Source organism: Paraconexibacter sp. AEG42_29 (assembly GCF_040581415.1).
GTDB lineage: Bacteria > Actinomycetota > Thermoleophilia > Solirubrobacterales > Solirubrobacteraceae > Paraconexibacter.
This window is the reverse complement of the sequence record NZ_CP114014.1, coordinates 1108596-1134257: the sequence shown is the minus strand read 5'-3', so window position 1 is coordinate 1134257 and position 25662 is coordinate 1108596. Positions and strand designations below refer to the sequence as shown.

The window sequence follows — 25662 nt, the reverse complement described above, 5'->3', positions numbered from 1 at the left end:
TCGCAGGCTGCCGAGTGATAGCTGGTGCGCACCCGTCCGTGCGTCAGGTATCACTCGGCGGCCCCGCACCCGCCCCCAGTCAGCCGCGGTGGACCGCCACCAGCGGCTCGACGCTCGCCGCCCGCTCGACCGCCAGGATCGCCGCAACGTCCGACCGGCAGCCGCCGCAGCCTGTCGACGCCCGCGTGTGCTCGGCGACCTGCTCGACGGTGGTCAGCCCGCGGTCGCGGATGATGCGCCCGATCTCACCACGCTCGACGTTCATGCAGGAGCAGACGGTCGCGTGCGGGTCGGTCGGGACCTCCACCGCATCGTCGCCCTCCGTCGACGACGGTCCCGCCAGCAGGGCGTCGGGGACGGGGTCGCCGGAGGCCAGCAGCTCGCGCAGCGTGCGTGCCTCGCGCAGGTCGCCGAGCAGGATCGCCCCGACCAGCCGGTCCTCCCGGACCAGCAGCCGGCGGTAGACCCCGCGGCGGGAGTCGAGCGCCAGCAGCTCGTCGTCGTCGTCCTGCGCCGTCGCCCGGCCGCCGCTGAACAGGTCGATGCCTGCGACCTTGAGGGTCGTCGCCGGGACCGCTCCCCGGAACGCCGCCGGCTGCCCGCACAGCGACGCGCCCGCCACCTTGGCCTGCTCGAGCAGCGGCGCCCACAGCCCGTAGACCAGGCCGCGGTGCTGCGCGCACTCCCCCACCGCGTAGACGCCCGGGGCGCTGGTGCGCAGCTCGTCGTCGACGACGATGGCGCGGTCGACCTCCAGGCCCGCGTCCCGTGCCAGCTGCACGTCGGGCCGCACACCGGTGGCGACGACGACGAGGTCGGCGGGCAGCTCCTCGCCCCCGGCCAGCACCACGTGCGCCACGCGGCCGTCGTCCCCGGCCACGATCGCGTCGGTCGACGCGGCCAGCCGCAGGCCCACCCCGAGCTCCGCGAGCGACCGGATCAGCAGCTGGGCCGCCAGCGGGTCCAGCTGCTGCTCCATCAGGCGGCCTGCGAGGTGCACGACCGTGACGGACAGGCCCCGGGCGCGCAGGCCACGGGCGGCCTCGAGCCCGAGCAGGCCGCCGCCGATCACCACCGCCGAACGGGCGTCGTCCCCCGCCGCGGCGGCAAGGATCGCGCGGGCGTCCGCCAGCGACCGGAAGGTGAGGACGCCGTCGAGTCCGACGCCCGGGATCGGCGGGCGTGCCGGCTGGGAGCCGGTCGCGATCACGAGCCGGTCGTAGGCGACGCGCTCGCCGTCGGACAACTCGACCTCGCGCGCGGCGACATCGACGGCGCGGACGGTCTCGCCGGAGCGCAGCGTGATGGCGCGGCCCGCGAACCACGGGCGGTGGCGCAGGTGCAGCTCGGCCTCGCCCATCGCGCCGGCCAGCAGCTTGCTGAGCATCACGCGGTTGTACGGCAGCTCGGGCTCGGCGCCGATCATCGTGACGTCCCACGCGTCGCCGCCGTGATGAGCCAGCGCGGCCTCGACCGTCGCCATGCCGGACATGCCGGTGCCGACGACCACGAGTCGCCGACGCGCCGGCCCACCGCCCTCCCCTGGCGCCGACCGGGGACGGCCGACCGTCCCGTCGGCACGCTCGGCCACCGCGACAGGCTCCACGCAGACCGCGGTCGCCTTCAGCTCGGCCTGCTTGGAGACCGGGTCGATCGCCCGCGCGGTGACGGCGTTCAGCGCACCGGCCCCCGGCGGCAGGTTCAGCGCGCCCCAGTGGAACGGCGCGAACGCCGCCCCCTCGACGATGGCGTCGGTCACGCGGGCGCGGAGCATCGCCCGGCCCCAGCGCGAACGGACCCGGACGCGGTCCCCGTCGGTGACGCCGGCGCGCTCGGCGTCGGCCGGGTGCAGCTCGACGAACGGCTCCGGCTCGGCGGCGACGAGGTCCTTCGCCTTGCCCGTGCGCGTCATCGTGTGCCACTGGTGCGCGACGCGGCCGCTGGTCAGCACGAGCGGGTAGTCGTCGTCGGGCGTGTCGAACGGCTCCTGGTGGGCGGCGGCGGCGAAGCGCGCGCGGCCGGTCGGCGTCGGAAAGCGGCGCGAGGCGTAGAGGCGCTCGGTGCCGGCGTGGTCCTCGCCGTCGGCCCCGCGCGCCGGGATCGGCCACTGCAGCGCGCCCTCTCGTCGCAGGCGCTCGTGCGAGAGCCCGGTCTGGTCACACAGGCGACCCTCGGTGGTCGTGACGTACTCCGCGAAGACCTCCGCGGCCGACTTCCAGCCGAAGGCCGCCTTGTGTCCCATCGCGCGACCCAGGCGCGCGAAGATCTCCCAGTCGGGCAGGGCGTCGCCTGGAGGGTCGATCGCCTTGCGCACGAGCGCGACACGGCGCTCGGAGTTCGTCATCGTCCCCTCCTTCTCAGGCCACTGGGCCGCGGGCAGGACGACGTGGGCGACACTCGAGGTCTCGGTCGGATGGTAGGCGTCCTGCACGACGACCAGGTCGGCGCGGCGCAGCGCGGCGGTGAAGCGCTGCGCGTCGGGCTGCGAGACGACGGGGTTCGTCGCGACGATCCAGACGGCCTTGACCGTCCCGGCCTCGAGTGCCTCGACGAGCTGGGTCGCGGGGATGCCCGGCGCGGGCGAGATGCCGGGCGCGTCCGCAGGGATGTCCCACAGTCGCCGCATCTGCGCGCGGTGCTCGGGGTCCTCGACGCTGCGGTAGCCGGGCAGCAGGGTCGACAGCCCACCCGCCTCGCGGCCGCCCATCGCGTTCGGCTGCCCGGTCAGCGAGAACGGGCCCGTCCCCGGACGGCCGATGTTGCCGGTCGCCAGGCAGAGGTTCGTCAGCGCGCGGTTCTTGAGCGTGCCGACGGTCGACTGGTTCGCGCCCATTGACCACAGCGCCATCGCACGGCCCGCGGTGCCGAACGTGCGTGCCGCGTCCACGATCAGCGCGGCCGGGATCCCGGTGGCGGCGGCGGCGCGCTCGACGGGCCACTCGCCGGCGACCGCGAGCGCGTCGGCGAAGCCCTCGGTGTGGCGGGCGACGAACGCCGCGTCCGTCAGCCCCTCGGCCTCGATCACGCCGAGCATCGCCGCCAGCAGCGGCAGGTCGGCGCCGGGCCGGACCGCGAGGTGCAGGTCGGCCGCCTCGGCGGTGGCGGTCCGGCGCGGGTCGACGACGATCAGCTTCGCGCCCTCGGCCTGACGGGCACGGATCTTCGACCAGACGATCGGATGGCAGGCCGCGGTGTTGGACCCGAGGACGAGCATGCAGTCGGTCTGGGCGAGGTCGGCGTAGGACGAGGGCGGGCCGTCCGAGCCGAGCGACGCGACGTAGCCGGCGACGGCCGAGGACATGCACAGGCGGCTGTTGGAATCGACGTTGTTCGTCCCGAGGAAGCCCTTGGCGAGCTTCGAGATGACGTAGTAGTCCTCGGTCAGCAGCTGGCCGGAGATGTAGAAGGCGACGGACTCGGGGCCGTGCTCATCGATGATCGCCTGCAGCCGGCGGCCGAGCTTCGGGATGATCGCCTTCCAGCCCACCGGCTCCCAGCGGGCGTCGGCACCCGATCGCTGCAGCGGGACGACAGCGCGGTCCTCGGCGTGGACGGCCTCGGGCAGCCGCAACGGCTTGCGGCAGGTCGCCCCGCGGTTGACGGGGTGCAGCTTGTCGCCCGCGACCGACAGGACGCGGCCACCTTCGACCTCGGCGACGAGCCCGCACCCGACCCCGCAGTACGGGCACTGCGTCCTGACCTTGCGCACCACTACGCGGCCTCGGCGCCGACCATCAGGTCCGCGGGCACCAGCAGCTCCAGCGTGCCGTCGCCCGACTCACGGACCTCGTAGGTCGCGACCACGTCGTCGCCGCCGACCTGCCGGCCGGTGAAGACGTCGAAGCGCCGGCCGTGCAGCGGGCAGGTGACGCACGCGTCCGCGACCAGGCCGTCGGCGAGCGGGCCGCCCTTGTGCGGGCAGGCGTGGTCGATCGCGGCCCAGCCCGTCGGCATGCGGAAGATCGCGACCCGCCGCGATCCGACCATCACCGAGCGGCCCTCCAGGAGGGGGACGTCGTCGGCGCGGCCGACGGGGATCCAGGCGGACTCGAAGCTCATCGCGTGGCCTCGGCGGGCGGGCCGACGGGCATCATCGGGAGCAGTGCGGGCTCGGTGTCGAGCTCGGCGAACTGCTTGGGGTGCACGGGTGCGTGCCGCTCGCGCCACGGGTCGGGGTCGGCTGCGGCCTTGGCGATCCGGTAGCGCTCGAGGTACTCCTCCTGCTTGGCCGGGTCCATCACCTCGGCCTGGACGGCCTCGAGGCCGACGCGCTCCATATACGCGTAGGTGCGCTCCAGGTAGTCCGCGTGCTCGCGGTAGTACTGCAGGAAGACGTAGGCGATCCGCTTGGCCTCCTCGGAGGTCTGGAGCGTGGCGAGCAGGTCACCCTTGCGGACGGACGCCCCCGCGGCGCCACCCACGTAGACCTCCCAGCCGCCTTCGACCGCGACGAGGCCGATGTCCTTGACGTACGCCTCGGCGCAGTTGCGCGGGCAGCCGGTGACCGCGGCCTTGACCTTGGCGGGTGTGTACAGCCCCTCCATCGCAGTCTCGAGCTCGATGCCGACGCGCATCGCGTCGCCGAGGCCGAAGCGGCAGTGGGTCGTCCCCACGCACGTCTTGACGGTCCGCACGGACTTCGCGTACGCGTGACCGGAGGGCATGTCGAGCTCCTCCCAGACAGCGGGCAGGTCCTCCTTCTTGATGCCGAGCAGGTCGATTCGCTGCCCGCCGGTCACCTTCACGGTCGGGATGTCGTACTTGTCGGCGACGTCGGCGATCCGGCGCAGCTCGTCCGGGGTCGTGACGCCGCCGCGCATCCGGGGGACGACGCTGAACGTGCCGTCGTTCTGGATGTTCGCGTGGACGCGGTCGTTGATGTACCGGGCGTGGCGCTCCTCACGGTGCTGGTTGCCGTTGATCTCGGAGACCAGGTAGGCGAGCCCCGGCTTGCAGGCGCCGCAGTCGCGGCCGGCGCCGCAGGACGCGGCGAGCTCGCTGACCGCCTCGATGCCCTCGGCGCGGACGCGGCCGGCCAGCTCCTCGCGGGTGAGCTTGCGGCACGGGCACAGGTACGTCGCCTCCTCGACGGCGCCGCCGCGGGCGTGGGCGAGCAGCTCGGTGACGAGCGGCTTGCACGAGCCGCAGCCGGCGCCGGCGCGGGTGACGGACACCACCTCCTGCGTGGACCCGAGGTCGCCGCCTGAGATCGCCTTCAGGATGTCGCCCTTGCAGATGCCGTTGCAGTTGCAGATCTGCGCGCTGTCGGGCAGCTCGGCGGCGGTGGCCTGGCTGGCCTCGGCCAGCAGCTGCAGCGGGTCGGCGGCGACCAGGCCCGTCTTGACGGCGTCGAGCAGCAGCTCCGCGCCGCGCGTGTCGCCGAGCAGGACGGTGCCGATGACGCGGTCCTCGGCGTCGACGACGAGCTTCCGGTAGGTGCCGCTGTCCGCGACGACGACCTCGCGCTCGCCCGCCGCGGCGCCCGCGGTGACGAGCGCCACGCCCATCACCTTGAGCTTGGCGCTCGGGACGGAGCCCAGGTACGCCGAGTCGGCGACGCCGGTCAGCGTGTCGGCCGCGACCGCTGCCTGCTCGTGGATCGGGGCGACGATGCCGTGGCAGACGCCGCGGTGCTGGGCGCACTCGCCGACGCTGAGGATCCTCGGGTGCGAGGTGACGAGGCGGTCGTCGACGACGATGCCGCGCTCGACGGCGAGGCCCGTCTGCCGCGCGAGGTCCGCCTGCGGCGCGATCCCGACCGCGACGACGACCAGGTCGGTCTCGAGCTCGGTCCCGTCGGCGAAGGCCAGCCGGTTCGCGCGGCCGTCAGGACCTGCGGTGATGTTCGCGGTCGACGTCTCGAGCAGGACGTCGACGCCCAGGCCCTCGATCGCGGGCGCCAGCAGCTCGGCGGCGCCGGTGTCGAGCTGGCGTTCCATCAGCCGATCCATGAGGTGGACGACCGTGACGGGACAGCCGAGCGTCGCGATGCCGTACGCGGCCTCGAGCCCCAGCAGCCCGCCGCCGATGACGACCGCGCGCCGGGCGCCGGCCGCGGTCACCGCCGCGGCGATCGCCGCGCAGTCCTCCGGCCCGCGGAAGACCTCCACCCCGGGGGCGTCCGCGCCCGGGATCGGCGGGACGAAGGCGTCGCTGCCGGTGCACAGGACGGCACGGTCGAAGGGCAGCGTCTCGCCGCCGGCCAGCGTGGCGGTGCCGGCGTCCGGGTCCACCGCGGTGACCCACGCGTTCAGGCGGACGTCGATGCCGCGGTCGGCGTACCACGCGTCGGGCCGCAGCTGCAGGACCGCGGGGTCCTCGCCCTCGGCCAGGATCCGGGACAGCGAGACGCGGTCGTAGGGCAGCCGGTCCTCGCCGCACAGGAACGTGATGGGGACGCGCGAGTCGCGGTCGCGGACCTGCTCGACGACGGCCTGTCCGGCGATGCCGCCGCCGATGACCAGAATGGGCCCGGAAACAGGGCGTGAGCCGCCGTCCGGTCCCTGTCCGCCGTCCGTGATGATGCGCAGCGCAGCCATGAAGTCCAGCTTGGAGAGGCTCTGGCACTGGATCTACGACAACCGGTCGGAACCTGGTGTCCCACCTGGCACCCGCCGGTCGAATGTGAACCACCCGGTTCAGGTTCACACTGTTTGGACCATGTCACGGCCGCGTTCCAGGATCGATACGAGAGCCGTCGCAGCAGCGTTCGCACCCGACGGTCTACACGGCGTCAGCGCCGCCGACGTCGCGCGCCGGGCGGGCATCGCGAAGCCGACGCTGTACGCCCACGGGCGGTCGAAGGACGCGGTCTTCCTGGCGTGCGTGGAGGCCGAGGTCGAGCGCCTGCTGAACCGCCTGCACGCTGCCGACCTCCCGGCGCGCGACCTGGGCCTCGTCGCTCGCACGCAGGCGATCGCGCTGGCGATGATCGACCACGCGCGGGCCCATCCGGACGCATTCCGGCTCTTGCACGTCACCGCCCGGCACCGCAGCTCGTCGGTCGCAGCCGCCGTCGACGGCGCGCTCGATCGGGTGCCGGCCTGGATCGCGGCATCGCTGCGACGCGACCTGCCGCGGACGCCGTCCGGGGAGGACCCTGCGCACACGCTCGCGGTCGCCCTGCACGGCGCCGCGGTCGCGCTGGCCATCAACGCACCGTGGCGGCGGGCCGAGCGGGAGCGCCTCGCGGCCGTCCTGGCCACGGCGCTCGCACAGGTCGCCGCGACCGAGTCCGCCGGCCCACGCGAAGGCGCCCCAGCAGCAGATGTCGGGATCTACTGAAGCTGCCGGCCGGCGGCGCCCGTCCGTCCGTCCGTCGGAAACCGGCAGCGGGGCCCGTGACCGCCGGATCGCTCCGCAGGTCACAGGCCCACACGCCGCACCGGACCACGTGGCGCTCCCGGAGGATGCACCCGTCGTCGAGGACTTCCCTCTCTCCTCGCCGACCGTAACAGACTTACCGGTCAAGCGCGCGGTTTGTAACGCGGACGGCGCGGATGAGGTCGGCCCCGGCCGGGTAGTCACCCCGGCGACCGTCGTCACGACGCAGAGGAGCCGCATGCCCAACGATCCCTGGGACCCCGCCGACCAGCCCACCCGCCACCTTCCGCCCGCCGGCGCCGCCCGCCCGCGGCAGCCGGTCGACCCGCGGCCGCCCGCCGATCCGCAGGGCTACCGCGGCCAGGGCGTGGACGCGCTCGCGTTCGAGAACCTCGCCGCGACCGTCCGCACGCTCCGCGCCACGCTGATCGGCGTGGCGCTCGTGACCGTCGCCGCGCTGCTCCTGGGCTTCTACGCCCTGAGCCAGGCCGGCGACGACGACGGGTCCGGCGGCAGCTCGAGCGCGAGCAGCTCGCAGCTGGACGACCGCGTGGACCGGCTCAGCCGACAGGTGCAGAAGCTGCGCTCCGGCTCGTCGTCCGGCAGCGCGGACACGGCCGACCTCGATGCGCTCAAGGAGCAGGTCGACGGCGCGGCGAAGGCGAGCGACCTTCAGAGCCTGCGCGAAGCGGTGGACAAGCTCGGCGAGCAGGCGCCCGACGGTGGCGACGGCGACGCGGGGGCAGACGTGAGCGCCCTCAGCACGCGCGTCGACGAGCTCGCGAACGCCGTCGAGCAGCTGCAGCAGCAGGGCGGCACGACGACGCCCTGAAGGCGGACGCCTGCGTCACTGCACCCCGTCGACCGTGAAGGCGATGTCGTCGGGGTAGCAGTAGAGCCACTGCTCGCCCGGCTCGATCGAGCGGATGACCGGGTGGCCCGTCGCCGCGTGGTGCTTCGTCGCGTGGGTGTTCGGGCTGCTGTCGCAGCAGCCGACGCGGCCGCACGCCGTGCAGCGCCGGAGGTGGACCCAGGTCCCGCCGACCGCCAGGCAGTCGGGACAGCCGGCGTCGTCGCCCCGCCCCTCGGTGTGCTCGATCGTGTCCAGGTGCGTGCAGGTCGCGGCCATGGTGAGAGCCTAGCCGGGGCGCTACCATCTAACTAACCAAACAGTTAGTTCACTTCGCGAAGGAGACGGATCGCATGCAGCAGCGCAGCCTCGGACAGCAGGGCCTCACCGCGTCGGCCCTCGGGCTCGGGACGATGGGCATGACCATGGCTTACGGCCCCGGCGGCGATGAGGAGGCGAGCGTCGCCACGCTCCGCCGCGCCCACGAGCTCGGCGTCACGTTCTTCGACACCGCCGAGCTCTACGGGATGGGCACCGGCAGCAACGAGAAGCTCGTGGGCCGCGCCCTGAAGGACGTCCGCGACGACGTCGTCATCGCGACGAAGTTCGGCTTCGACCTGAGCGATCCGGCGCAGGTCGGCACCGTCCTCGACAGCCGGCCCGAGCACATCCGCGAGGTCACGGAGAACAGCCTCCGGTACCTGCAGACCGACCACATCGACGTCCTCTACCAGCACCGGGTCGACCCCGACGTCCCGATCGAGGACGTGGCGGGCGCGGTGAAGGAGCTCATCGACGCGGGCAAGGTCCGGTACTTCGGCCTGTCGGAGGCCGGGCCCGAGATCATCCGGCGGGCGCACGCGGTGCAGCCGGTCTCGGTCCTGCAGACCGAGTACTCGATCTTCGAGCGCGCCGTGGAGGTGGACGTCCTCCCCGTCCTGCGCGAGCTCGGCATCGGCTTCGTCCCGTACTCGCCGCTGGGCCGCGGGTTCCTGACCGGCGACTTCAAGCCGGCGGCCGAGTACCCGGAGGACGACATGCGCAGCTGGTCGGAGCAGTGGCTCCCGGGCAACTACGAGAAGAACGTCGCCGCCGTCGAGCAGCTCGGCGCGCTGGCCGCCGAGCAGGGCATCAGCGTGGCGCAGCTCGCGCTGGCGTGGCTGCTCGCGCAAGGCGACGACGTCGTCCCCATCCCCGGAACCCGCAGCCAGACGCGGCTGGAGGAGAACGTCGGGGCGGCGGACGTCGTGCTCGACGACGCGACGCTCGCGCGCATCAAGGAGATCGTGCCGCAGGGTGCGTTCGGCAGCCGCTACCCCGAGGCGATGATGCCCAGCTGGACCTGATCACCGCCGGGCTGCCGTGAACGACGAAGGGCCCCGTGCGGGGCCCTTCGTCATACAGGTGGCGGGAGGAGGATTCGAACCTCCGAAGGCAGAGCCACACGGTTTACAGCCGCGCCCCTTTGACCGCTCAGGAATCCCGCCGGGGGGCGCGGAGTGTAGCGATCCTGCGCGCGGGGCGGCGTGCCGCAGGAGCGCGCGCGGGGCCTGGCCGGGCTACCGCTTCAGCTGCCGGTCGATGGCCTTGACGATCGTCGGGTCGCTCGGCGACATGTAGGCGTCGAAGCGCTTGACGACGTGGCCCTTGCGATCGATGAGGTACTTCCCGAAGTTCCAGTTCGGCGAGCCGGCCTCGCGGATCAGGCGCTTGTAGAACGGGTGCGCCCGGGCGCCCGTGACGTGCGTCTTGGCGAACATCGGGAACGAGACGCCGAAGTTCCGCTTGCAGAACGCGGCGATGTCGCCGGCGTCCGTCAGCTCCTGCTCGCCGAAGTCGCCGGACGGGAAGCCGAGCACCAGCAGGCCCTTGCCCCGCTTGCGGTTGTAGAGCGTCTCGAGCTGGCCGAACTGCGGTGTGTTGACGCACTGCGAGGCGGTGTTGACGACGAGCACGACCCGACCCCGGTACCGCGAAAGCGACACGACGCCGCCGGTGAGCTTCTTGGCCTTGCCGACCAGGACCTGGCGCTTGCCGGTGGCGGCGGCCGCAGGGGTGGTCCCGCCGTCGTCGCTCGACACGAGCACCGCGGCGGTGGCGAGCAGGGCGACGACGACGAGGAGCGCGAGGAGGCGGTGCATGCACCGGAAGATACGAGGACTGCGGGAGATCGGTTCAGGACCTCCCGCGTTCGCGCGGGAAGGGCGGTTGTGGTCGGGGGTCGGTGGCGCTGGCGCCGAGGACCTGGTGCTCGCGTGCTGGTGGTGCTGACGCCGAGGACTGTCCCAGCCGTGGCGGCGCTGCGAACTGCGGGCTGCAGATGGCGGCGGGCGCTGGGAGGTCTCGGGTGCGGGCGTGGGGCGGGCGGCTGGCCGGGGCGGGACGAGTGGTGGATCGCACGGCTCGCGGCCCGGTGGACCGCCGGGGATGGGTAGGCGTTCATGTCTCCGCGGAGGATTCGGCGAGGAATACGCCCGAAACCTTCCACGGCTCCGGGGCACGGCTCCAGTCCCGATCGCGCTGGCAGGCAGCACCGCCCACAACGACAAAGGGCCGGCACATGGCCGGCCCTTCATGTCGTCTCCTCCCTCAAGGAGAGGCGGCGCGTCTAGGACGCGTCGCGGAGACGCTGCGCTTCGGGCAGCGACTCGAGCTTCTTGAGCGTGTGGTTCTCGATCTGGCGGATGCGCTCGCGCGTCACGTTGAACGCACGACCGACCTCCTCGAGCGTGCGGGGGCGGCCACCGGTGAGGCCGAACCGCATCTCGATGACCTCGCGCTCACGCTGCGGGAGCGTGGCGAGGGCGCGGTGGACGTTCTCCTTGCGGAGCGTGTCCGACGCGAGCTCGAACGGAGAGACCGCGTTGGCGTCCTCGACGAAGTCGCCCAGCTCGGACTCCTCCTCCTCGCCGATCGGCTTCTCCAGCGAGATCGGCTGCTGGCTCATCCGCATGATGTCGCGGACCTCGCGCACCGTGCACTCGAGCTCATGGGCGATCTCCTCCGGAGTGGGCTCACGGCCGAGCGACTGCACGAGCTGACGCTCGACGTGCACGACCTTGTTGAGCTTCTCCACCATGTGGACCGGGATGCGGATCGTCCGCCCCTTGTCCGCGATGGCGCGGGTGACGGCCTGGCGGATCCACCACGTGGCGTACGTGGAGAACTTGTACCCGCGGCGGTAGTCGAACTTCTCGACCGCGCGGATGAGGCCCAGCGAACCCTCCTGGATCAAGTCCAGGAACGTCAGGCCACGACCGAGGTAGCCCTTGGCGATCGACACGACGAGGCGCAGGTTGGCCTCGACCATCTGCTGCTTCGCGTCCATGTCGCCGCGCTCGATGCGCTTGGCCAGCGACACCTCGAGCTCGGCCGTCAGCAGGTTGACCTTGCCGATCGAGCGCAGGTACAGCCGCAGCGAGTCCAGCGACGGCTCGACCGTGAGGTCGATCTGCGGCTTCTTCGGCGCGGGCTGCTGGGACGCGCGCGCCTCGGCGGCCGCCTCCATCTTCCCGTTCTCGCTGGTCGCGAGCTTGCCGTCCTTCGTCACGATCTCGATGCCCTGGTCGACCAGGTACGCATGCAGTTCGCTGACCTGCTCCTTCGAGACCTCCACCTCTTCCAAAGCGGCGGTGATCTGATCGATGGTCAGGGCTCCCTTTTCCTGACCGTCGGCGATGAGCTGCCGGAGTTCGTCCATCTCGAAGATGGGCGCCTCATCAGCAAGCAGTGCAGTGCTTTCTTTCCTCAACCCCGTCCCTCACTCAAGCAGTTCGTGGGCGGCCCCATACCAGGCCCGACCCTCCTATGTCCCTCATCAGTTCCTGCGGTGCTGCTGTGAGTGCGCGTCTGCGACGTGCGAGCCGCGGGTGTTCCCGCGAGGTGCTGAGCCGTGTCGTCCTCTCGGCTATCTCCGGAGGGGCTATCAGCTATCCCGGAGTGATAGCACAAGTCGCAGAAGCCACGAGCCGCCGCTCGACACCCTGTCACCGTGCCGGGACCGGGCATCGCTACCCTCAACGGCCCAGCCCATGAACCCTTCTTCCTCTGCCCTGTCCGGTCCCGACGTGCAGGCGTCGTTGCCGGGCCTCCAGGTCTCCCTGTCCCGTGTCGGCGTCACCGGCGTCGAGAAGGTCATCCGCATCCGGGACGATCACGGCGACGAGCAGCTGTTCTACGCGACGCTGAACTGCTTCGTCGACCTCGGTCCGCAGCAGAAGGGCGCGCACATGAGTCGCTTCGAGGAGGTCGTCAACGACGCCATCGGTGAGGTCATCCTGGGCGAGTCCGCGTTCCGCGCCGAGTCCCTCGCCGAGCGCATCGCGGAGATCGTGCGCGAACGCCAGGACGCCCAGCGCGCCGAGGTGACCATCGAGGCGCGCTATCCCGAGCACAAGCCCGCCCCGGTGTCCGGCATCACCTCGCAGGAGATCTACACGCTGTACGGCGTCGCGGTCGCGTCGGCGGCCGGCACGCGCCGGATGGTGGGCGTGACCGCCCACGGCATGACGGCGTGCCCGTGCGCACAGGGCGTCCTGCAGGGACGCGCGCACGAGCGGCTCGCCGCCGACGGCTTCACCGAGGACCAGATCGAGCGCATCTTCGAGTCCGTCCCGGTCGCCACCCACAACCAGCGCGGTTTGGGCACGCTGCACATCGGGCTGCCGGAGGGCGTCGAGGCGAACGTCGACGCCACCGACCTGGTGGCGATCGTCGAGGAGTCGATGTCGTCCGAGATCTACGAGCTGATGAAGCGCAGCGACGAGGGCACGGTCGTCGAGAAGGCCCACTCGCGACCGCGGTTCGTCGAGGACTGCGTCCGCGAGGCGCTGCGCGGCGCCCTCGCGCGGTACGCGGACCTCCCGGGCGAGGTGTTCCTGTCGGCCCGCCAGGAGAACCTCGAGACCATCCACCAGCACAACGTCGTCGCCGAGCGCACCGGCCTGCTCTCCGAGCTCCGCGAGGAGCTCGAGTCGGGGGCGCACCTGCCGCGCCACACGACGATGCGGGAGTTCCTCGACGGGCCTCGCTGACCGCTCGCTCCCGCGGCGGGTGACCGGGCCCAAGCGGGTCCGCTAAAGAACGCAGCCCGCCGGCCGACGACCGTGTCGTGCTGCCGCGCCAGCTGTCTCCCGGCCGTCTCGCCGGTCTCACGCTGCTCGTCGCCGCGCTCTACGTCGCGGGCGCGCAGCTCGCGTTCCACGCAGCCGTCGTCTCCGGGACCGCGTGCCCGGTCTGGCCCGCGACGGCGATCGCGCTCGTCGCCACGATCCGCTTCGGCACCGCGGCACTGCCCGGGATCGTCATCGGATGTGTCGTGGCGAACGGCTCCCGGCCGATCCCCGCGCTCGCGGTCGCGCTGATCATCGCGGGCAACGTCCTCGAGCCGCTGATCGCCGTGACGATCCTGCGGCGCCGCCGCGTGGACACCGGGTTCGGGGCGCCGCAGGACGTCGTCGTCTTCGCGGGTGCGGTCTGCGTGGGTGCGGCGGCCAGCGCGCTCGGCGGGGTCGGCGGGCTGTTGCTGACCGGTGTCGTCGCGTCCGCCGACGCGCTGCCCACCGCGGGGCTGTGGTGGCTCGGCAACGTCTGCGGGGCGCTCTGCACGGCACCGCTCGTCCTCGTCCGGCGCGAGCGCGGGCACGCGTCCCGGACGGAGGAGCTGCTCGTGCCGGCCGCCGCGGCCGGCATCGGCACCGTCGTCCTCGGCACCCCCGACACGCAGGTGTACGCCGTCTTCCCGATCCTCATCTGGGCAGGTCTGCGCCTGGGGCCGCGCGGCGCCGCGGGCGTCGCGCTCATCCTGTCCGCGCTGACCGTGGGACACGCGGCCCGTGGCAACGGGCCGTTCGTGCAGGACACGGTCACCAGCAGCCTGCTGACCTCGCAGGGGTTCATCCTGGTGACCGCGCTGACCACGCTGCTGCTCGCGTCGATCACCGGCGAGCGCCGCCGTGCGGGCCTGCGGCTCGCCCGCAGCGAGCAGGCCAAGCGGGCGCTCGCCGACGAGCAGGCGGCGCTGCGCCGCGTCGCCGAGGCGGCGGCGCGGAACATCGCGGCGGAGCCGACCTTCGCGCTCGCCGCCCGCGAGATCGCGGAGCTCCTGGACCTCGACCTCGGGGTCGTCGTGCACTTCCGGGACGAGCACACGGTCCTGGTGCACGGCGAGTTCGGCCGCCTCTCGCGTCCCGGCCGGGCGAACGCCGTGATGCCGATCGAGCCGGGCGGCCTGGCGGCGCAGGTCCGCGTTGGACGCACGACGCGCCACGACGAGCGCGAGGTCCCGGCCCCGAGCCTGCTGCCGTTCCTGCAGCGGGTGGGCGCCCCCGTCGTCGTCGCCGACGAGGTCTGGGGTGCCGTGATCGTCGCGACCACGTCCCGGACGACGCTGCCCGCCGACACCGAGGAGCGCGTGGAGCGGTTCGCCGGCCTCGTGTCGCTGGCGGTCGCCAACGCCCAGTCCCGTGAGCGGCTCACCGCCCAGGCCACCACGGACCCGCTCACCGGCCTGCTGAACCACCGCGCGTTCCACGAGCGCCTGCACGAGGAGGTCGAGCGGGCCGAGCGCCACGGCCGTGCCCTGGCGGTCGCGGTCTTCGACATCGACCACTTCAAGGCGGTCAACGACGCGCACGGCCACGCGGCCGGCGACCGCGTCCTCGCCGAGGCCGCGCGCTGCCTCCGGGCGACGGCGCGCCACGGGGAGCCGGTCGGCCGGGTGGGCGGCGACGAGCTGGCGGTGATCATGCCGGAGGTCGACGGGCTCGGGGCGTTCGCCGCCGCCGACCGCATGCGCCGCTCGATCGTCCACGGCGACTTCGGGGACCTGGGGCCGATCACCGCGTCCGCCGGCACCTGCGACCTCGCGCTGGGGGCCAGCGCCGAGGGCCTGCTGCGGCTGGCCGACGGGGCGCTCTACTGGGCCAAGGCGCACGGTCGCAATGTCGCCTTCCGCTACACGCCGGAGATCGTGGAGGAGCTCAGCGCCGCCGAGCGGGCGGACCGGCTCGCGCGGTCCCAGGCGCTCTCGGGCGTGCGGGCGCTGGCCCGGGCGATCGACGCGAAGGACCCGTCGACGACGCTGCACTCCGAGCGGGTCGCCGAGCTGGCGGTCCGCCTCGCGCAGGTCGCGGGCTGGACCCCCGCCCGGGTGGCCCTGCTGCGCGAGGCGGCGCTCGTGCACGACGTCGGGAAGATCGGCGTCCCCGACGCCGTGCTGTTCAAGCGGGGGCGCCTCAGCGCGGCGGAGATGGCGCTCGTGCGCCGCCACGCCGACCTCGGGGCGCAGATCGCCAGCGAGGTGCTGGGCGCCGAGCAGGCGGCGTGGGTCCGTGGCCACCACGAGCGGCACGACGGGCGTGGCTACCCGGACGGGCTGCGGGCCGGCGGGGTTCCGGCGGGCGCACGCCTGCTGGCGCTGGCCGACGCCTGGGACGCGATGACGCGAGCCCGGGTCTACCGCGCGCCCATGCCGCCCGAGCTCGCGTGGGCCGAGGTCCGCGGGCAGCGCGGGCGGCAGTTCGACCCGGCGGCGGTCGACCTGCTCGGCGAGCTCTGGGCGGCCGGCGAGCTGGACGACGTCCCCGTGGCCGCAGTCGCGCTGCGGTAGGAACCCGGTCGTCGCCGGCGCGGCGGCCAGTGGCCTGGTGGCCCGGCGGTCAGAGCCCGACGATGCCGATGCAGTCGCCGAGGACGCCCTTGATCGGATCGACCTCGATGGCGACCAGCGGGAACTCGTCCGCGTGCTCGTACAGCCGCTTGGGCAGATCGCCGGCCAGCGTCGGCGAGGTGTCGTTGGCGAGCACCATCAGGCGGAAGCGCTGCCCCGCCATCAGGATGATCGTGTCGTCCCCCCGCCGCGCCGTGCGCAGCTTGGTCAGCGACTTCGCCCGGATCTCCTGTCGCGCCGCACCGAGGTTCGCCTGCCCGTGCACGATCACCGCGTCGCCGCGCTTGACGCACGAGCGCAGGTCCCCCGGGAGGTCGTCCTTGGAGCCGCTGAGCGCAGCGATGAACGCGATGACGGTCGCGAGCGACGCGAACGCGATGAGAGCGCCGGCAAGTTTCATGCTTCTCCTCCGACAGGGTGGTGGCGTCGCTCCTCGGCTTCGCGCATGAGGCGTCGCAGCCCGAAGAAGTAGTCGATGCCGGAGACGATCGTGATGGCGACGGTGCCGTAGACCAGGGCGTCAAGCCAGGCCGGCGATCCGTCGATCGCGATCAGGAAGAAGACGCAGGCGACCTGGACCATCGTCTTGACCTTGCCCCACCAGTTCGCGGCGATGACGACGCCCTGCTGCGTGGCGACCATGCGCGTGGCCGTGACGGCGAACTCGCGGGCGATGATCACGGTCGCCACCCACGCGGCGACGCGGTCCAGGCTGACCAGCGCCATCAGCGCGGCGAGGATCAGCAGCTTGTCCGCGATCGGATCCATCAGCTTCCCGAAGTTCGTGATCGAGTTGCGGGCGCGGGCGATGTAGCCGTCGACGGCGTCGGTCATCGACGCCACGGCGAAGACGACGGCGGCGACGAGGTCGCCATTCGGCGTCTGGTCGAGCAGCGCGACGACGAGGACCGGGACCAGCAGGATCCGGAAGACCGTCAGCGCGTTGGGCAGGTTCAGGGTGAACACGGAGCGCCCGCAAGTATGAGCGGTCGGCACCCCGAGGGCGTCAGCCGTCGACGGGGACCGCGGACGACGGCCGGGCGCCGCGGGTGACGCCGATGCTGGCGGCGACGACGAACCCGATCGCCACGCACTCGCGGATCCCGAGCGCCTGGCCCAGGATCGCGAACCCGGCGATCGCGGCGATCGCCGGCTCGAGCGACATCAGGACGCCGAAGACGCTCGCCGGCAGGCGCCTCAGCGACTCGGTCTCCAGCGAGTACGGGATCACCGAGCTCATCAGCGCGATGCCCAGCCCGGCCAGGAGCAGGGTCGGATCGATGAGGTCGGTGCCGCCTTCGACCAGGCCGGGCACGAGCGGTACGGCGGCGGCCACCACCGAGGCGAGCGCCAGGCCCCGGCCGCCCGTGAACCGCTGGCCGGCGCGCTGCGCGAGCAGGATGTACGCCGCCCAGCAGACCGCGGCGATGCCGACGAAGAACAGGCCGAGCGGGTCCAGGCCCTCACCTTCGGTCCCGTCCGCGGAGGCCAGCAGCACGATTCCGAGCGCGGCGAGGAGAGCGAAGGCGACGTCGACCCGCCGGCGCGAGCCGAACACGCCGACCGCCAGCGGGCCGGCGAACTCGATCGTCACCGCGATGCCGAGCGGGATGCGGTCCAGCGCGAGGTAGAAGAACAGGTTCATCAGGCCCAGCACGAGCCCGAACGCAGCGGCGAGCTGCAGATCGCCGCGCGCGTAGTCCTTCACCCGCGGCCGCCAGACGAGCAGCAGGATCGGCGCCGCGAAGCCCAGGCGCAGGAGGCTCACCCCGGCCGGGCCGATGTCGTCGAACAGCGTCGCCGCGATCGCCGCCCCGAACTGGATCGAGATCGCGGCGGCCAGGACCATCAGCCAGGCGGGGACACGGGCAGGCATCGGCCCGCATCATGGCGTTCCTATGGTGGAGGGATGAGCACATCCGTCCCCACCCGCACCCTCGGCCGCCACGACGGCGGCCTGCAGGTCTCCGCCCTCGGCCTCGGCTGCATGGGCATGTCCGACTTCTACGGCACGCGCGACGACGCGCGGTCGATCGCGACGATCCACCGCGCGCTCGACCTGGGTGTCGTCTTCCTCGACACCTCCGACATGTACGGGCCGCACACGAACGAGCGCCTCGTCGGGGAGGCGATCGCCGATCGGCGCGAAAGCGTCGTCCTCGCCACGAAGTTCGGCATCCAGCGTGACCCGAACGACCCCAAGAAGCGTGCGATCAACGGCCGGCCCGAGTACGTCCGCGAGGCCGTCGAGGGCTCGCTGAAGCGGCTGGGCGTCGACCACATCGACCTCTACTACCAGCACCGGGTGGACCCGGACGTCCCGATCGAGGAGACGGTCGGCGCGATGGGCGAGCTCGTGAGCGCGGGCAAGGTCCGCCACCTGGGGCTGTCCGAGGCGGCGCCGGACACGATCCGCCGCGCCCACGCCACCCACCCCATCACGGCGCTGCAGACCGAGTACTCGCTGTGGTCGCGGGACGTCGAGGACGAGATCCTGCCGACGGTCCGCGAGCTCGGCATCGGGTTCGTGCCGTACTCGCCGCTGGGCCGCGGGTTCCTGTCCGGCGCGATCACGTCGATCGACGACCTCGACCCCGGCGACTTCCGCCGCGTGAACCCGCGCTTCGCCGGGGACAACTTCGCGAAGAACCTCGAGCTCGTCGAGGTCATCAAGGCGATCGCCGAGGAGAAGGACGCGACGCCGTCGCAGCTCGCGCTCGCCTGGGTGCTGAGCCAGGGCGAGGACATCGCGCCGATCCCGGGGACGACGAAGCCCGAGCGCGTCGAGGAGAACGCCGCAGCCGTCGAACTCACGCTCGACGCCGCCGACCGCGAGCGGATCGCGGAGTCGCTGCCGACGGTCGCCGGCGACCGCTACGACGCAGGCGGGATGGCCGGGGTCAACCTGTAGGAGGACGCACGGCGGGCGCGCGGGCGGCGGGCGCGCGGGTGGCCCGCCCGCGGCGTCGACCGTCGGTTTCCCCGTCGCCGGCGGCGGGGAAACGGACGGCGAACGCCGTGGCCCACGGGACCAGCACGATCAGGTCCACTGCGATCCAGCGGGTGTAGTCCAGGCCCATCGCCGCACCGATACCGGCGTGCATGCCGGCCGCGCCGAGCGCCCAGAACGCACCCCAGCGCCGGATCCGGTGGCTGAGGAGGAGCAGGAACGACAGCTCGAAGAGCAACGTCGCGGCGGCGACCGTTCGCAGCGCCCAGGACGGCGCGTCGGCCAGGTCATGGGCGATCGACCCGGGGTCGCGGCCGTTGGTCGAGCCCAGCAGGACGTTGCGCAGGTTGTCGCTGAAGACCCACTCCGGGCCGCTGTGGCGGAGCTTCTGCAGGCCGGCCAGGCCGTAGACGAGCGCCACCGACGCGATGCTGAGGTTCGTCCAGAAGCCGTACGCGGTCGGGGTCCCGCGCGGCTCGGCCGGCGCCGCGTCCCGGCGGCGCCAGACCCAGGCGTCCGCGGCGGGTCCGAGCGCGACGGGCAGTGCGGCGACCAGCAGCAGGACGTCGTTGTGCATCAGCTTGCCCTGGCTCGTGTGCAGGCCGCTCAGGAGCAGGAAGCCGCACCACGCCAGCGGCATGGCCACCCGGGCGCCGACACCCACGACGGCGAGGACGCAGGCGACCGCCACGACGGCCTCGAGCGCCAGCACGACCAGCGCCGTGTGGGGCACCAGCGACCAGACGTGCGCGACGCCGAGCGGCTGCAGCAGCGCGTCGTCGGCCAGGCCGCGCCAGTCGGTCGCGAGGACGCGGACGAGGACGACGGCGAACAGGCCGATGCGCAGCGCCGCGAGGTGCTCGGCGGTCGACGGCCGCAGCAACCAGCGGTCAATCATCGTGCTCCACCACCCGGAAGCCGGTGGGGTCGCACGACCAGCGCTCCTCGCGGCGGATGAACCGGTCCGTCGCGATGTCGCGATACACGGTCTCGCCGCTGAGCCGGCGGGCGTGCACGCGCCCGCGCAGGCGCTCGCAGACCGCCGCGTCCTCCTCCTCGCCGATGCTCTTGACGGTCGAGCCCAGGCGCGGAACGCCGTCGACGCTGCGGACCGGCCGCCCGTCGCCCAGCAGGTGGTAGCTCGGCAGCTCGTTCGTGCGGACCTTCGAGAACAGCTGCAGCGACGTGTAGGGCCACACGTCGGCGTCCAGCGCGACCGGCAGGACGAGCGCCGACAGGAGGATCCCTGCGATCCACCGATGGCGGCCCCCCGTCATGGCGGGCGATGCTACTTCGCGGCCACGATGATCTGCTGCACGCGGTCGCGCCGGGCGCCGTCGCCCGCGCGCAGGTAGCTAGGCTGCTTCACATGCCCCTGGTTCCCACCGTCGTCGAGCGCACCGCGCGCGGCGACCGCGAGTACGACCTCTTCTCGCGGCTGCTCAACAACCGCATCATCTTCCTCGGCTCCGCGGTCGACGACACGCTCGCGAACCTGGTGGTCGCCCAGCTGCTGCACCTGGAGTCCGCGGACCCCGAGAAGGACATCTCGATCTACATCAACTCGCCGGGCGGGTCGATCTACGCGGGCCTGGCCGTCTACGACACGATGCAGTTCATCAAGCCCGACGTGTCGACCATCTGCTGCGGCATCGCGATGTCGATGGGCTCGCTGCTGCTGGCCGGCGGCGCACCCGGCAAGCGCATGGCGCTGCCCAACTCGCGGATCCTGATCCACCAGCCGTCGTCCCCCGGCTTCGAGGGCCAGGCCACCGACATCGAGATCCACGCCCGCGAGATCCTCAAGACGCGCGCACGGATCGACGAGATCTACGCGAAGCACTGCGGCAAGCCGACCGAAGAGGTCCACCGGGACATGGAGCGCGACCGCTTCTTCTCCTCGCAGCAGGCGATGGAGTACGGGATGATCGACCGGGTCCTCTCGACCCACTAGGCCGGCCGCTCGTCAGTCCTCGGCGAGCGAGTAGTACACGAAGTCCTGCGTGGTCCCAGGGGCGTCGACGGCGACGATCTCCGGGGAGTACCCGCCCGCACCCGCCGGCGGCACCCAGCGGGTGACCCTGGTCGCGCCGCGGCGCGCGCGGTAGACGAGCGTCCCGCCCTTGTCCTGCCGTGACTGGCGGGCGTACGCGGAGCCGACGGCCACCACCGTCGTCCCAGGCCTGACCTTCAGCAGGGCGTCGAAGCCGCCGGTGAGGCTCCCGGGGCCCCAGACCGACACGAGCGTGCTGCCGTGCAGCACGCGGTAGCGGTCGTCGACGCGGCCCGGCGCGATCGGGTCGCCGGCCTTCGTCGCCCGGCGTGTCTGCTTCACGGCCGGGAAGGCGGCGGCGGTCGACGTCGGTCCGCCGCCGGTGCCGTAGGTCTCGGCCGTGCCGGCGCGCCCGTCGCGGTCGGTGGTCACCTCGATCACGTAGCGCCCGGTCACGTCGTCAGGCAGGGTCGCGATCCTGGCGACGACGGTCAGCCGGTCCTTCGTCCCCGGCTCGCGCCGGTCCAGCGCGATCGTGCACGCGAAGCCGTCGTCCGCGTCGTTCGCGCAGCCGATGAGGCGGTCCGGGTCGATGCGCTCCGCCGGGAACGCCTTCGCGACGCTGCCGGCGAACGCGCGCCACACCGTCGCCGGGTTGCCGGTGACGGTGAGCAGCGTCCGGGTGTCCGGGAGTGCGGCGGCGCCCAGCCCGGCCAGCACCAGCGTCGGCGCGAGCGGCCGCGCGCCGGCCGGGATCGCGATGCCCTCGGGCAGGGTGGCCGGCGTCCGGGTCCCGGTCGGGGTCGCCGGCGCGGCCAGGGCTTCGGCGCCGTCGCTGCCGGCGGCGGCGAGGGCGGCGGTTGCGGCCGCTGCGCCGGCGAGGAACGGACGGACACGAACGTGCATCGGGGCGACGCTAGCGACCGGCCGGAGCGATCCTGCGCGTGCGCGGCGCCGCCGTGCGCCCGCAGACGGACGTCGCGACCCGGTCAGGCCTCCAGGTCGTACAGCGCGCTGTACTTGGCCGTCAGCTGATCGAGGAACGGCTGCGCGTCGAGGCCCGAGCCGGTGATCTGCTGCAGCAGCTCGGTGGGCGAGTAGAGGCGACCATGACGGTGGACGTGCTCGCGCAGCCACTCGCGCAGACGGCTCGTCTCGCCGGCGGCCAGGTCCGCGTCGAGGTCCGTCAGGTCCCGCTCAATGACGGTCCAGAGCTGGGCGGCGACGATGTTGCCGATCGCGTAGGTCGGGAAGTAGCCGAGCTCGCCGTACGCCCAGTGGATGTCCTGCAGGACGCCGACGGTCGGTGACGGGACGTCCAGCCCGAGCAGCTCACGGGTCTTGGTGTTCCACGCAGCGTCGAGGTCCGCGACGGCGAGCGTCCCCTCCATGAGCGCGACCTCGAGCTCGAACCGCAGGATGACGTGGAGCGAGTACGTCGCCTCGTCGGCCTCGACCCGGACCAACGAGGGACGGACGACGTTGATGGCCTTCAGGAAGGCGGCCAGGTCGTCGCCGCCGAGGGCCGCCGCGCCGAACAGCTCGACCGCTCGCGGATGCCAGTGCGACCAGAACGCCTCGGAGCGGCCGACGAGGTTCTCCCACAGCCGGGACTGGGACTCGTGGATGCCGAGCGAGACGCCGGTGCCGACCGTGGTGCGCGCGAGCGTCGGCGCGGCCTGGCGCTCGTAGAGCCCGTGCCCGACCTCGTGCATGACGGCGAACAGCCCGGTGAGCGTCTGGTCGTCGTAGCGGGCCGTGACCCGGATGTCGCTCGAGCCGAGCGCGGCCGCGAACGGGTGGATCGCGTCGTCGAGGCGCCAGTGGTCATCGTCGAAGCCCTGCGCGCGGGCGATCTCCATCCCGAGGACGCGCTGCTGCTCGACGGGGAACGGGCCGGGCAGCGCGGGCGGCGCGGGCTTGTCGGCGATGCGCCGGATCAGCGGGACGAGGCCGTCGCGCAGCTGCGCGAAGACCGCGGTCACCCGCTCGGTCGTCAAGTCCGGCTCGAAGTTGTGCAGCAGCACGTCGTAGGGGTGCGCGGCCTCGGGGAAGCAGGCGACGAGCTCGCGGCGGTAGGCGACGTGCTGCTCGAGCGGGCCGCGGAACGGCGCGTAGTCGCCGGCGGCGCGGGCCTCCTGCCAGGCGACCTGGGCGGTGGTCGTGTGCCGCGTGATGTCGGCGACCAGCCGTTCCGGGACACGGCGTGCGCGGTCGGCGTCCCGCGCGACGGCCGCGACGAGGCGGCGGTCCTGGTCACCGAGGTCGGTCGCCGCCGACAGCTGCTGCAGCAGGGCGTGGAGGTCGTCGTCGGTCAGGCGCGCGTGGGCCAGGCGGCTGAGCGTGCTGAGCACCTCGCCACGGGCGGCGGCGGCGCCGGGCGGCATCTTGGTCTGCTCGTCCCAGCCCGCGAGGCCGGCGGCCTGCTGCAGGTCGTCGAGCTCGCCGAGGCGCTCACGCAGGGCGACCAGGGCATCGGCGGTCGGCAGGACCGCGGGAGTGGCCGGACCCGGGTCAGGCGACGGCATGCTCGATGCTTCCCAGCGTCTCGATCTCGATCCGGATGACGTCGCCCGACTGCAGGAACACGCGCGGGTCCATGGCAGCGCCGACGCCCTCCGGGGTCCCGGTGAGGATCAGGTCGCCGGGCGCCAGCGTGCAGGTCTCGAGCAGGAAGTCGACCAGCTGCTGCGGGCCGAACAGCAGGTCGCTGGTCGATGCGTCCTGCCGCAGGTCGCCGTTGACCCACGTGCGCAGGCGCAGGTCCTGCGGGTCGGGGACCTCGTCGACCGTCGTGATCCACGGGCCGTAGGGGCAGCTCGTGTCGAAGCCCTTGGCCCGCGTCCACTGCTTCTCCCGGCGCTGCAGGTCGCGGGCGGAGACGTCGTTGCAGACGGTGTAGCCCGCGATCGCGCCGCCGACCCCGATGACGACCCCGAGCTCGCCCTCGTAGTCCAGGCGCTTGACCACCGGCGGGCAGACGATCGGGCCCGACGGCGGGACCACCGCGGACGGCAGCTTCATGAAGACCATCGGCGCCTCGGGAAGCTCCTGCTCGGTCTCCGCCGCGTGGGCGACGTAGTTCAGGCCGATGCCGAAGATGCAGCGGGGGGCCGGGACGGGGGCCAGCAGCGCCACATCGGCGAGCGGATAGGCCGGACCGGTGGCAGGCGTGCGATCGCCGGAGGCCAGGCGGTCGAGCACGGTCTGTCCGTCCGCGAACGCGACGACCATGTCCTCCCGGACCTCGCCGCCGACGGGGACCGAGTCGGGGCCGGCAGCGGGCGGCAGGAAGGTGGCGAGCTTCATGCCCGGCAGGCTATTAGGGCGCTGCGACCCGGCGCGCGCGACGCGGAGCGCTGGCGGATCTCACGGCTCCCAGACCGGTGGATCGTCATTCACGTCGGCGTGGCGGAAGGGTCCGCCTACGCGAAGCGCTGGAGGGCCGCGCGGGTGGCCGCGTCCCGCTCGCGGGCCTCGTCGTCCACCCAGGCCCAGGGGACGCCGCCGTCGATCGTGAAGCGCGGGGAGTTGTGGTCCTGCACGCGGAGGACCGTCAGCTCGACGACCGCGATGCCCTCCGCACCATCCGGGCCGTCGGCGAGCACAGCGGCCGAGCCGTGCAGCGTGACCGCCACGTCGCCGGCCGCGAGGACCGCCAGCGCGCACCGCGGTCGTGCCCGCAGCGCCGCCAGGGACGCCCGCCGCCGGCCGAGCGCCAGCAGCACCCGGGCGTCGCCTGCCGCGACCGCGGTCGAGACCGGCAGCAGGCCGGGCGTCCCGTCGTCCTCCGTCACGGCCAGCAGCGTCACCGTCCCGGCCGGCCAGTCGGGGACGACGACCCGGCCGGCGCCGTCGGCGCCGCTGTCGCTCGCCGCGCCGGTGTCCGCCGGCACGCTCAGCCCCGCAGCAGGTCGAGGATCGCGTAGAGCACGCTGCTCACCGCGGTGACGCCCTCGACCGGCAGCGGCTCCGCGCTCGGCGTCCCGACGGCGTTCATCGCCTCGTCGAGTTCGGCGACCGCGTCGTCGAGTGCCTTGGCCGCGTCCCGGGCGGATGTCGCGTCGGCGCCGAGCCCGGCGAGGACCTTGGCCTGCTGGCGCTCGACCGCCGCGCGGCGGGCACCCTTGGCCGGTCGCGACGCGACGATCTGCGTCACGGCCGCGTCCAGTCCGGCACCCGTCGTGCGCAGGTCCGCGATCAACAGGTTCAGGTCGGTGCGGACCGACCGCAGCTGCTCGCGGAGTTCGAAGTTGCTCGCCGCCGGCCGGTCGGGGTCCAGGACGCTGGTCGGGGCAGCGATGATCTTCTGCGCCTGGGCGATGCCGCGCTTCACGCCGGCGGTGACGGTCGTCCGCTGGCTGTCCATCCGCGCGAACGACGGCGTGGCCGACCGCCGCGTGATCCGCAGCGTCCTGGCCTGCGGGCGCGCCGTGACCCGCGGGACCGCGGCCGTCACGCGGTCGCCGATCCGCAGGTCGTCCGGCTTCAGGCGGACGTTCGGCGCGCGCAGGCCGCCGGTCCGGGGGACGACGACGCGCGCCAGCGCGGCACCGGCGGCCTTCTCGCCACCGGCCGACAGCAGGACGGGGACGACGATGCGCTGCCCGGCGACGCTCGGCCGGCCGACGACGGTCCCGGTGAGCGTGGCGGCATCCGCGACCGAGGGCACCAGGGCGGCCGACGCGGCGGCGAGGACCGCGGCGACGGGGAACTGACGGGGGACAGGCACGGGGCCTCCTGGACGAAGACGCGGGACGGGTGGCAGCGGAAGCCGTTGTGGGACGTGCGTACCGCTTGATCCATGGTACTCGCGCCGCTCGTGGGCTCTTGATGGCGGCGGGCGCTGGATGGCTCCATCAGCTCGACCGCGGGAC

Annotated in this window: 23 protein-coding genes and 1 tRNA gene; 7 read left to right on the top strand and 17 right to left on the bottom strand. The window is 73.1% G+C overall.

The window, feature by feature from the left end:
• Window positions 1-79: 79 nt before the first annotated feature.
• The 3 genes from DSM112329_RS05420 to nirB are packed head-to-tail and all read right to left on the bottom strand — an operon-like array spanning window position 80 to window position 6539.
• Window positions 80-3709, bottom strand: a complete 3630-nt coding sequence (locus tag DSM112329_RS05420) for a molybdopterin-dependent oxidoreductase (RefSeq protein ID WP_354700793.1) — start codon at window positions 3707-3709, stop codon at window positions 80-82.
• 2 nt (window positions 3710-3711) lie between these two features.
• Window positions 3712-4059 carry a Rieske 2Fe-2S domain-containing protein gene (locus tag DSM112329_RS05415; protein WP_354700792.1) on the bottom strand — a complete coding sequence of 116 codons (348 nt, stop codon included), beginning with the start codon at window positions 4057-4059 and terminating at the stop codon, window positions 3712-3714.
• Window positions 4056-6539, bottom strand: coding sequence for a nitrite reductase large subunit NirB (gene nirB, locus DSM112329_RS05410; RefSeq protein WP_354700791.1), 2484 nt, complete (start codon window positions 6537-6539; stop codon window positions 4056-4058). The genes DSM112329_RS05415 and nirB overlap by 4 nt, the downstream gene beginning before the upstream one ends.
• A gap of 121 nt (window positions 6540-6660) precedes the next feature.
• On the opposite strand from nirB, the gene DSM112329_RS05405 reads away from it, so the two are divergent.
• Together DSM112329_RS05405 and DSM112329_RS05400 are read left to right on the top strand one after the other, a co-directional pair.
• Window positions 6661-7284, top strand: coding sequence for a TetR/AcrR family transcriptional regulator (locus DSM112329_RS05405; RefSeq protein WP_354700790.1), 624 nt, complete (start codon window positions 6661-6663; stop codon window positions 7282-7284).
• 277 nt (window positions 7285-7561) lie between these two features.
• Window positions 7562-8155, top strand: a complete 594-nt coding sequence (locus DSM112329_RS05400; RefSeq protein WP_354700789.1) for a hypothetical protein — start codon at window positions 7562-7564, stop codon at window positions 8153-8155.
• A 15-nt stretch (window positions 8156-8170) separates the two neighbouring features.
• On the opposite strand, the gene DSM112329_RS05395 is transcribed toward DSM112329_RS05400, so the two are convergent.
• Window positions 8171-8452, bottom strand: a complete 282-nt coding sequence (locus tag DSM112329_RS05395; RefSeq protein ID WP_354700788.1) for a UBP-type zinc finger domain-containing protein — start codon at window positions 8450-8452, stop codon at window positions 8171-8173.
• Between the two features lie 74 nt (window positions 8453-8526).
• On the opposite strand from DSM112329_RS05395, the gene DSM112329_RS05390 reads away from it, so the two are divergent.
• On the top strand, window positions 8527-9519 hold the full coding sequence (locus DSM112329_RS05390; protein ID WP_354700787.1) for an aldo/keto reductase: 993 nt from the start codon (window positions 8527-8529) through the stop codon (window positions 9517-9519).
• A 59-nt stretch (window positions 9520-9578) separates the two neighbouring features.
• Here the strand turns inward: DSM112329_RS05390 and DSM112329_RS05385 are convergent.
• From DSM112329_RS05385 to rpoD, 3 genes are all read right to left on the bottom strand, one after another.
• Window positions 9579-9660, bottom strand: a tRNA-Tyr gene (locus DSM112329_RS05385).
• A gap of 72 nt (window positions 9661-9732) precedes the next feature.
• Window positions 9733-10314, bottom strand: coding sequence for a glutathione peroxidase (locus DSM112329_RS05380; RefSeq protein ID WP_354700786.1), 582 nt, complete (start codon window positions 10312-10314; stop codon window positions 9733-9735).
• Window positions 10315-10781: 467 nt separating this feature from the next.
• Complete coding sequence (gene rpoD, locus DSM112329_RS05375) at window positions 10782-11873, bottom strand: RNA polymerase sigma factor RpoD (protein ID WP_354700785.1); 1092 nt, start codon at window positions 11871-11873, stop codon at window positions 10782-10784.
• Window positions 11874-12204: 331 nt separating this feature from the next.
• Here rpoD and mptA point away from each other — a divergent pair, with 331 nt between their 5' ends.
• A complete protein-coding gene (mptA, locus tag DSM112329_RS05370) occupies window positions 12205-13206 on the top strand; it encodes a GTP cyclohydrolase MptA (RefSeq protein ID WP_354700784.1) in 1002 nt (333 codons plus the stop codon).
• Window positions 13207-13283: 77 nt separating this feature from the next.
• Complete coding sequence (locus tag DSM112329_RS05365) at window positions 13284-15782, top strand: diguanylate cyclase (protein ID WP_354700783.1); 2499 nt, start codon at window positions 13284-13286, stop codon at window positions 15780-15782.
• 49 nt (window positions 15783-15831) lie between these two features.
• Here the strand turns inward: DSM112329_RS05365 and DSM112329_RS05360 are convergent, their stop codons facing one another.
• Genes DSM112329_RS05360 through DSM112329_RS05350 form a run of 3 tightly spaced genes read right to left on the bottom strand, consistent with a single transcriptional unit; the run spans window position 15832 to window position 17718 of the window.
• Window positions 15832-16242: a hypothetical protein gene (locus tag DSM112329_RS05360; RefSeq protein WP_354700782.1), complete on the bottom strand. Its 411-nt coding sequence runs from the start codon at window positions 16240-16242 to the stop codon at window positions 15832-15834.
• Window positions 16239-16799: a CDP-diacylglycerol--glycerol-3-phosphate 3-phosphatidyltransferase gene (gene pgsA / locus DSM112329_RS05355; RefSeq protein ID WP_354702443.1), complete on the bottom strand. Its 561-nt coding sequence runs from the start codon at window positions 16797-16799 to the stop codon at window positions 16239-16241. Before pgsA ends, DSM112329_RS05360 begins: the two co-directional genes overlap by 4 nt.
• 49 nt (window positions 16800-16848) lie before the next feature.
• Entirely contained in the window at window positions 16849-17718 is an 870-nt protein-coding gene (locus DSM112329_RS05350; protein WP_354700781.1) for an EamA family transporter, read from the bottom strand.
• Window positions 17719-17751: 33 nt separating this feature from the next.
• Here DSM112329_RS05350 and DSM112329_RS05345 point away from each other — a divergent pair, with 33 nt between their 5' ends.
• Complete coding sequence (locus DSM112329_RS05345; RefSeq protein WP_354700780.1) at window positions 17752-18753, top strand: aldo/keto reductase; 1002 nt, start codon at window positions 17752-17754, stop codon at window positions 18751-18753.
• On the opposite strand, the gene DSM112329_RS05340 is transcribed toward DSM112329_RS05345, so the two are convergent.
• Both DSM112329_RS05340 and DSM112329_RS05335 read right to left on the bottom strand, forming a co-directional pair.
• Window positions 18743-19690 carry a hypothetical protein gene (locus DSM112329_RS05340; RefSeq protein WP_354700779.1) on the bottom strand — a complete coding sequence of 316 codons (948 nt, stop codon included), beginning with the start codon at window positions 19688-19690 and terminating at the stop codon, window positions 18743-18745. The genes DSM112329_RS05345 and DSM112329_RS05340 overlap by 11 nt on opposite strands.
• On the bottom strand, window positions 19683-20069 hold the full coding sequence (locus DSM112329_RS05335) for a hypothetical protein (protein WP_354700778.1): 387 nt from the start codon (window positions 20067-20069) through the stop codon (window positions 19683-19685). The genes DSM112329_RS05340 and DSM112329_RS05335 overlap by 8 nt, the downstream gene beginning before the upstream one ends.
• Window positions 20070-20101: 32 nt before the next feature.
• Between DSM112329_RS05335 and DSM112329_RS05330 the strand changes: the two genes are divergently transcribed.
• Complete coding sequence (locus tag DSM112329_RS05330) at window positions 20102-20746, top strand: ATP-dependent Clp protease proteolytic subunit (RefSeq protein WP_354702442.1); 645 nt, start codon at window positions 20102-20104, stop codon at window positions 20744-20746.
• 12 nt (window positions 20747-20758) lie between these two features.
• On the opposite strand, the gene DSM112329_RS05325 is transcribed toward DSM112329_RS05330, so the two are convergent.
• The 5 genes from DSM112329_RS05325 to DSM112329_RS05305 all read right to left on the bottom strand — a co-directional run bounded on the left by DSM112329_RS05325 (window position 20759) and on the right by DSM112329_RS05305 (window position 25517).
• Window positions 20759-21691 carry a hypothetical protein gene (locus tag DSM112329_RS05325; protein ID WP_354700777.1) on the bottom strand — a complete coding sequence of 311 codons (933 nt, stop codon included), beginning with the start codon at window positions 21689-21691 and terminating at the stop codon, window positions 20759-20761.
• 83 nt (window positions 21692-21774) lie between these two features.
• Window positions 21775-23313 (bottom strand): carboxypeptidase M32, encoded by a 1539-nt coding sequence (locus DSM112329_RS05320; RefSeq protein ID WP_354700776.1) that lies wholly within the window; start codon window positions 23311-23313, stop codon window positions 21775-21777.
• Window positions 23300-24094: a fumarylacetoacetate hydrolase family protein gene (locus DSM112329_RS05315; RefSeq protein WP_354700775.1), complete on the bottom strand. Its 795-nt coding sequence runs from the start codon at window positions 24092-24094 to the stop codon at window positions 23300-23302. Before DSM112329_RS05315 ends, DSM112329_RS05320 begins: the two co-directional genes overlap by 14 nt.
• A 116-nt stretch (window positions 24095-24210) precedes the next feature.
• Window positions 24211-24681: a hypothetical protein gene (locus DSM112329_RS05310; RefSeq protein ID WP_354700774.1), complete on the bottom strand. Its 471-nt coding sequence runs from the start codon at window positions 24679-24681 to the stop codon at window positions 24211-24213.
• A 2-nt stretch (window positions 24682-24683) separates the two neighbouring features.
• Window positions 24684-25517, bottom strand: a complete 834-nt coding sequence (locus tag DSM112329_RS05305) for a hypothetical protein (protein ID WP_354700773.1) — start codon at window positions 25515-25517, stop codon at window positions 24684-24686.
• Between the last annotated feature and the right edge of the window lie 145 nt (window positions 25518-25662).

Excerpts from the sequence above, each read along its gene's own strand:
- DSM112329_RS05415 (WP_354700792.1), bottom strand. The coding sequence starts at position 4,059 with ATGAGCTTCGAGTCCGCCTGGATCCCCGTCGGCCGCGCCGACGACGTC.
- nirB (WP_354700791.1), bottom strand. The coding sequence starts at position 6,539 with ATGGCTGCGCTGCGCATCATCACGGACGGCGGACAGGGACCGGACGGC.
- DSM112329_RS05405 (WP_354700790.1), top strand. The coding sequence starts at position 6,661 with ATGTCACGGCCGCGTTCCAGGATCGATACGAGAGCCGTCGCAGCAGCG.
- DSM112329_RS05400 (WP_354700789.1), top strand. The coding sequence starts at position 7,562 with ATGCCCAACGATCCCTGGGACCCCGCCGACCAGCCCACCCGCCACCTT.
- DSM112329_RS05395 (WP_354700788.1), bottom strand. The coding sequence starts at position 8,452 with ATGGCCGCGACCTGCACGCACCTGGACACGATCGAGCACACCGAGGGG.
- DSM112329_RS05390 (WP_354700787.1), top strand. The coding sequence starts at position 8,527 with ATGCAGCAGCGCAGCCTCGGACAGCAGGGCCTCACCGCGTCGGCCCTC.
- DSM112329_RS05380 (WP_354700786.1), bottom strand. The coding sequence starts at position 10,314 with ATGCACCGCCTCCTCGCGCTCCTCGTCGTCGTCGCCCTGCTCGCCACC.
- rpoD (WP_354700785.1), bottom strand. The coding sequence starts at position 11,873 with ATGGACGAACTCCGGCAGCTCATCGCCGACGGTCAGGAAAAGGGAGCC.
- mptA (WP_354700784.1), top strand. The coding sequence starts at position 12,205 with ATGAACCCTTCTTCCTCTGCCCTGTCCGGTCCCGACGTGCAGGCGTCG.
- DSM112329_RS05360 (WP_354700782.1), bottom strand. The coding sequence starts at position 16,242 with ATGAAACTTGCCGGCGCTCTCATCGCGTTCGCGTCGCTCGCGACCGTC.
- DSM112329_RS05350 (WP_354700781.1), bottom strand. The coding sequence starts at position 17,718 with ATGCCTGCCCGTGTCCCCGCCTGGCTGATGGTCCTGGCCGCCGCGATC.
- DSM112329_RS05345 (WP_354700780.1), top strand. The coding sequence starts at position 17,752 with ATGAGCACATCCGTCCCCACCCGCACCCTCGGCCGCCACGACGGCGGC.
- DSM112329_RS05340 (WP_354700779.1), bottom strand. The coding sequence starts at position 19,690 with ATGATTGACCGCTGGTTGCTGCGGCCGTCGACCGCCGAGCACCTCGCG.
- DSM112329_RS05335 (WP_354700778.1), bottom strand. The coding sequence starts at position 20,069 with ATGACGGGGGGCCGCCATCGGTGGATCGCAGGGATCCTCCTGTCGGCG.
- DSM112329_RS05325 (WP_354700777.1), bottom strand. The coding sequence starts at position 21,691 with ATGCACGTTCGTGTCCGTCCGTTCCTCGCCGGCGCAGCGGCCGCAACC.
- DSM112329_RS05320 (WP_354700776.1), bottom strand. The coding sequence starts at position 23,313 with ATGCCGTCGCCTGACCCGGGTCCGGCCACTCCCGCGGTCCTGCCGACC.
- DSM112329_RS05315 (WP_354700775.1), bottom strand. The coding sequence starts at position 24,094 with ATGAAGCTCGCCACCTTCCTGCCGCCCGCTGCCGGCCCCGACTCGGTC.